Here is a 5813-nt window from a genome sequence, read left to right as displayed (position 1 = left end):
CTCAGACAGAAATTCATTTTAACGCCTCTTTTCGGTGCAATTACGCAGTAGGAACGCTAGACCTTTTAATAATTAATCAAATGAAAAAAATACTTCAAAAAATAAGCCTTGCGCTACAGGTTGTGCTTATGGCGCCGATTAAATTGCCGGGAAAGGCATTGAATATAATTAAATACATCGCACTGGGTCTAGGTGTGGTGGAGACTGTAATGGACGATAAAGACAAAAAATGGGAGGGGGGGGCCTCCACCAGAGCAGATCCTGATTCACAAAGAAAAGGAGGTGCGGGATGAAATGGAATGATATGCGGATCGGTACTTTAGGTGGAACACTGTGTTCGATCTGGGCAAGCTTTTCTTTGGGAGATGTACTGCAAACAGCTTTAATGGCTGTGGTGGGTACAGTTGTGAGTTTTGTGACGAGCAGAGTGCTTGGAAAATGTAGAATGAAAAATCGGGATTAAAGATTTAAAAACACCAGTAAAAGATGTCCTCTGAAGAAAAATTTAGAGGACTTTTTTTAAGAAACTTTAAGAGAAAAGGGAGAGCTTGTATATTTTGAGCGATATTCTCGGGGAGTTAGTCCTTTAGATTTCTTGAAAAATTTATTGAAGTTGGAAAGGCTGTTAAAACCACAATCATACGCCAGGTTGCACACCCGATAGTCGATGTCTGTTAGCAGTTTGCAGGCGTGGCCAATACGTACTTCATTTACAAATTCTACAAATGTTTTCTGCGTTCTACTCTTAAAGTAACGGCAAAAAGACTGCTTGTTCATATGGATCATATCAGCGACAAGCTTAAGTTCGATCTCCTTTGTAAAGTTGCTGAAAATATATTTTAAGATTACATCCATACGGTCATTGTCTTTTAAATGATAGGTATTTGTATAGCCGGCTCCTGTTAATAGATCGTATTCTTGTGTCTGATTCAAGATATGTAGTATTTTGCACAATAAGGATAAGCGTAAGAGTACGTTTTCTTCTTCTGCTAATTGGATCAGTAATATTTTAACTTTTGATTTCGTTTTCCCCCTAAATCGCATGCAACGTTTGCTGAGTTGGAAGAAATTTGCCATTTTTTTTGTATTTCCGAACTGAGAAAGAATCTTTAAAACTTTCTGGATGAAAAAAAGAGTGATGGATTTGCGACACTGCTAGTGTCGGTGGCTACAAAATATTCTTCACTATTGTACCAAACATGAGGAATGTTGGATCCGACCAAAGTGAGATCATCGTGACTGAAACTTTCAATACTATCGCCGATCATCCGTGTTCCTTCACTTTCTACAACATAATTTATTTGACATTCTTCATGAAAATGAAAAAGCGTAGAAAAATAGGGTGAATTGACAACTTTCGTGTCAAAAACTTCATTTTCTTTACCTTCAAGTATTTTGGCAGGAACTGGTCTCATAATTTTAAGTCATCTAAAATTGTAAACTTAAATCTATGCTCTTTTGTTTAAATTTCAAAGTTTAGTTTTAAATAATGATAATATAGCGTAAGTATTGGGGAATAGTTGATTGATTTTGTTTTGCTATAGCTTCTAACTTAGTAGTTAAATAAATCACAAGTATATCATTTTAAAATAAGATTAATATGTTAACAGCATTTTCATTAAAAGGCAAGACAGCCTTAATAACAGGTGGCGGAACAGGTATTGGATTTGGAATAGCAAAAGCAATGATGGAAGCTGGAGCGAGAGTAATCATTGTCGGCCGTCGAGAAGAAGCATTGCAACAGGCGCAACTCGAATTAGGAGGGGATGTTCATTATTTTGTTTTTGATCTAGCCAATACCAAAGCTATCCCTGGATTGGTAGACCGTATAGAATCCGCAGTAGGACCGATTGATATTTTGGTCAATAATGCAGGAGTCCATTTAAAAAAATACGCGCTGGATACTACTGATGCTGAATTTGAAAAAATTATACACACCAACGTGCTCAGTGTATTTAGCATGAGTAGGTCTTGCGCGGCTAAAATGGTTGAAAGAAAAGATGGAGTTATTTTATTTATTGGTTCTATGACCGGAATGTTTGGTATGGACCGTGTATCGGCTTACGGTACTTCTAAAACCGCTTTGACTGGCCTGATGCAAAATCTGGTCACTGAATTTTCGAAATATAATGTAAGGGTCAATACGTTAGTTCCGGGTTGGATAGAGAGTCCGATGTTTTTTAAAGCTATCGGCGATGATCCGCAACGAAAAGAAAAGATCGTTAATCGGATTGCGATGGAAGGTTTTGGAAAACCTGAAGATGTGGGGAATGCCGCAGTTTTTCTCTCCTCTCCAGCAGCACGTTATATCACCGGGGTTTTATTGCCTATTGACGGTGGGGCAACTGTTAATTTTTAGAAGCCAGATCAAGACTGTCTATTTATAGATTATAAAAGAAAAATATGAAAGCAATTATATTGCATGAACAGGCCGGTTCGAATATATTACCAAAGAAAAGCCATCAGATCTTAAACCTGATAATGTATTGTTGAAGATAAAGAAAGTGTCTATTTGCGGTACCGACCTCCATGCATACAAAGGCAAGCAACCTTTTTTTACTTATCCTCGTATTTTGGGGCATGAAGTATCTGCCGAAATTGTTACAGTAGGAAGTGAAGTGGAAGGGCTTAAGGTTGGCGACAAGTGCACAGTAGAGCCTTATCGTAATCTGGTAGCAGATCAAGCTGTGCGCAAGGGCAAAACAAATTGTGGGAGCAGCTTAACCGTATTGGGCGTTCATGAAGACGGCGCTATGCAAGAATATATCACATATAAAGCAAGTCATGTACATCTTACAAATGGACTTGATGATGACCAGATATCTTTGATAGAGCCATTGGCTATTGCCGCGCATGCAGTTGATCGTGCGGGTCTAATCGCCGCGGATACCGTGTTAGTGGTTGGCGCCGGGCCGATAGGGATAGGTGTTGTTGCAAATGCTCGTTTGATGGGTGTTAAAATTGCAGTGTTGGATCTTGTACAAAATAGACTGGATTTTGTCAACAATAAGTTTCCTGAAGTAGAAACGATCTTATTGTCGGAGGATTTAGATAAGCAATTAAGAACAGTTTTTGAAGGGGAGCTTCCTACGGTAATTTTTGATGCGACGGGAAGCAAACGTTCCATGGAAAACTCATTCAATCTGGTGACTCATGGGGGAACGATTGTTTTTGTCGGTTTGTTTGTCGGCGCAGTAAGTTTTGATAACCCTAATTTTCATCGAAAAGAAATTACCTTGAAAGCGAGCCGTAATGCCACTGCTTCTGATTTTAAAAAAGTTATTAATCTATTGCGGTCCGGAGATATTAATACAGAAGAACTGATTACACATCGTATCGCTTTTGATCAAATGAAAGATAATTTTGATACGCTATATCAGGCAGACCAAAACCTGATTAAGGCTGTTGTCAATTTTTAGAAATTACATTTAAATACACCATCACATCAAAATGAGATAAGAATCAGTTAAATATAATAAATGATGTAGAATTTAATATTTAGGTGAAGAAGCAGGAAATGACACGAGGATATCTAAAGGATTCAGAGATGGAAAAGTGTTTTAAAAACACTATTATTAAAATTTATCATATATATTGGAAGAAGCTGATAATTTTAATATATGTATTTATAAATGAAAATCTCGATGCTGTTGGGGCATCGAGATTTTTCGATTGTAACTATTAATTATTTTAACGCGCAAGTCTAATGCCCGTAAATTGCCACTGCAGTTGTGTATGAAAGAAATTTCGATATGTCTTTCTACTATGTCCTTTTGACGTAGCTTCTGAAGCACCTCTTAAAACCATTTGATTTACCATAAACTTTCCATTATATTCGCCTACCGCACCAGCTTCTTTTTTGAAACCTGGATAAGGCAGATAGGCACTTCCGGTCCATTCCCATCGGTCGCCCCAATGCATGCTATCAGCCGCGATTTCCCATTCGGCCTCTGTTGGTAAACGCATTCCTTTCCAATTTGCATAAGCAGCCGCTTCAAAATAGTTGATATGATTGAGCGCTTCATTGAGATCCAATATTTTTAGACCTGATAATGTATAATGCATCCATTGATTATCAATTTTGTGCCAATACAAAGGTGAATTTGCCTTATTTTCTTTTATCCAATCCCAGCCCTCAGCATGCCAATGACGAAAATCCTTATACCCTCCGTCTTCTATAAATTTCAAGTATTCTCCGTTGCTAACGACCTGTGTGGCAATTGCGAAGTCTTGTAAATAGACTTGATGTCTCCCCAGTTCATTATCGAAACAGAACCCCTTTCCTTCGAATCCGATTTCGTATATTCCGGCTGGAAAGGAAATCATTTCGTTGACTGCAGATTGCGATTTTGCGGGTGCAGGATCATTCCTATATGAGGGGAAAAGTGGATTATGGCCTAAGATATATTTGATATCAGAAATTAGTAATTCTTGATGTTGTTGTTCATGGTTAAGTCCTAGTTCGAGCAAAGTTGATACGGCCGGTAAGTGATGTCGTTTCTGCTTAAAAAATAACTGCATTTGCTCATCTACGTAAGCTCTATACTTGTAAATATCAGATACGGATGGACGGCTTAAATTTCCACGATCGGTCCGGATTACCCGAGCGCCCACAGTTTCATAGTAACTGTTGAAGACATAGTTGTACTGTGTGTCGAAAACTTGATATTCTGGAAAATAAGGAATCAATAAAAATGTTTCAAAAAACCATGTTGTATGTCCTAAATGCCATTTCGGGGGACTGACATCAACAATTGGTTGTACTACATAATCTTCAATCGCTAAAGGTGCGCATATATGTACAGAATGATTTCTAATAGCCTTATATTTTGCTTCTAATTCTGTCATGTGATCGGTTATTATATTTTCTGTTTTCATCGGCTATTTTTTATTTGATTTGCCAAATAGCATCCATAAACCATTTTTTCGAGTCGTACAATTCACAGACGGAGTTAAAACCGGATCTATGTGCAAGTTCTTGGATATCGGCAGGTGAGAATTTTTGAGATATTTCCATAAAAATCGGTTCATTTTCAGTGAAATGAATTTGATGTTCACCGATTAATACTCCTTGTTCAATTAGACTAATGAGATAGCTTTTGCATGCTCCACTTATTGGGTCATAGGTTTGGTAATGCTCAAATTGATCGATGTTGAAATTAGCTTCGAGTTCATGATTCATGCGAACGAGAAGATTAAGATTAAATTGTGCAGTTATACCTGTTGGGTCATCATAAGCACGAAGTATTGTTTTAGGATGCTTTTTTAAATCAAAACCTATTAGGACATTGTCTCCTTGATTTAGTTTCCTCTTCAATTTGGAGCAGAACTGTTCAGCATCCGCTATTTCCATATTACCAATATTGCTTCCTAAAAACAATATTACTTTGCGATTTGACGATATTGTCATTGCTTTTTCAATCATCTCAAAATATTCCCCATTAAGACATATAATATCGAGCTCTGGAATTGCATTATTAAGATTTGTTTTTAGAACTGAAAGTATGTTACCTGATATGTCGATCGGCATGTATGTGAAGTTTGCTCCTTTACGAACAAGCTGTTGCAATAAAAAGGTGGATTTCATTGCATCGCCTGCTCCCAGTTCTATCAGATCAAATGGTTCGCCGTCGGTGTTTATTAAATTAGCAATTTCTGCTGTTTGATTTTTGAAGATGTCAAGTTCACATTTTGTTAGATAATAATCTTCCATTGCCATGATTTTTTGGAAGAGATGATCTCCTTTGCTATCATAAAAATATTTAGAGGATAATCTCTTCGGATTACTTTTTAAATCATCCAATACCTCTTTT

General features: G+C 37.3%; 8 protein-coding genes. 4 read left to right on the top strand and 4 right to left on the bottom strand.

Annotation, left to right across the window (positions count from 1 at the left end):
- The coding region (locus L950_RS23955) for a hypothetical protein (protein ID WP_031289130.1) at positions 1–293 on the top strand (293 nt) is incomplete at its 5' end.
- Positions 290–463, top strand: coding sequence for a hypothetical protein (locus L950_RS28995; protein WP_021191323.1), 174 nt, complete (start codon positions 290–292; stop codon positions 461–463). The genes L950_RS23955 and L950_RS28995, both read left to right, overlap by 4 nt.
- Before the next feature lie 56 nt (positions 464–519).
- On the opposite strand, the gene L950_RS23950 is transcribed toward L950_RS28995, so the two are convergent.
- Together L950_RS23950 and L950_RS23945 are read right to left on the bottom strand one after the other, a co-directional pair.
- Entirely contained in the window at positions 520–1077 is a 558-nt protein-coding gene (locus tag L950_RS23950) for a helix-turn-helix domain-containing protein (RefSeq protein WP_021191322.1), read from the bottom strand.
- 32 nt (positions 1078–1109) lie between these two features.
- Positions 1110–1415, bottom strand: coding sequence for a hypothetical protein (locus L950_RS23945; RefSeq protein ID WP_021191321.1), 306 nt, complete (start codon positions 1413–1415; stop codon positions 1110–1112).
- 185 nt (positions 1416–1600) lie between these two features.
- On the opposite strand from L950_RS23945, the gene L950_RS23940 reads away from it, so the two are divergent.
- Together L950_RS23940 and L950_RS23935 are read left to right on the top strand one after the other, a co-directional pair.
- Positions 1601–2359: an SDR family NAD(P)-dependent oxidoreductase gene (locus L950_RS23940; protein WP_021191320.1), complete on the top strand. Its 759-nt coding sequence runs from the start codon at positions 1601–1603 to the stop codon at positions 2357–2359.
- A gap of 85 nt (positions 2360–2444) precedes the next feature.
- Entirely contained in the window at positions 2445–3419 is a 975-nt protein-coding gene (locus L950_RS23935) for a zinc-binding alcohol dehydrogenase family protein (protein ID WP_046792114.1), read from the top strand.
- 271 nt (positions 3420–3690) lie between these two features.
- Here the strand turns inward: L950_RS23935 and egtB are convergent, their stop codons facing one another.
- Together egtB and L950_RS23925 are read right to left on the bottom strand one after the other, a co-directional pair.
- Complete coding sequence (gene egtB, locus L950_RS23930) at positions 3691–4878, bottom strand: ergothioneine biosynthesis protein EgtB (protein WP_021191318.1); 1188 nt, start codon at positions 4876–4878, stop codon at positions 3691–3693.
- Between the two features lie 10 nt (positions 4879–4888).
- Positions 4889–5813: L-histidine N(alpha)-methyltransferase (locus tag L950_RS23925; protein WP_021191317.1), on the bottom strand; the 925-nt coding region annotated here is incomplete at its 5' end.

Origin of the sequence: Sphingobacterium sp. IITKGP-BTPF85 (assembly GCF_001006065.1) — a bacterium.
In the GTDB taxonomy this organism is placed as follows: Bacteria; Bacteroidota; Bacteroidia; order Sphingobacteriales; family Sphingobacteriaceae; genus Sphingobacterium; species Sphingobacterium anhuiense.
This window is presented reverse-complemented; position numbering and strand designations above follow the sequence as displayed.

Bases quoted from the DNA above. Each gene is read 5' to 3' on its own strand.
- L950_RS28995 (WP_021191323.1), top strand. From the start codon at position 290: ATGAAATGGAATGATATGCGGATCGGTACTTTAGGTGGAACACTGTGT.
- L950_RS23950 (WP_021191322.1), bottom strand. From the start codon at position 1,077: ATGGCAAATTTCTTCCAACTCAGCAAACGTTGCATGCGATTTAGGGGG.
- L950_RS23945 (WP_021191321.1), bottom strand. From the start codon at position 1,415: ATGAGACCAGTTCCTGCCAAAATACTTGAAGGTAAAGAAAATGAAGTT.
- L950_RS23940 (WP_021191320.1), top strand. From the start codon at position 1,601: ATGTTAACAGCATTTTCATTAAAAGGCAAGACAGCCTTAATAACAGGT.
- egtB (WP_021191318.1), bottom strand. From the start codon at position 4,878: ATGAAAACAGAAAATATAATAACCGATCACATGACAGAATTAGAAGCA.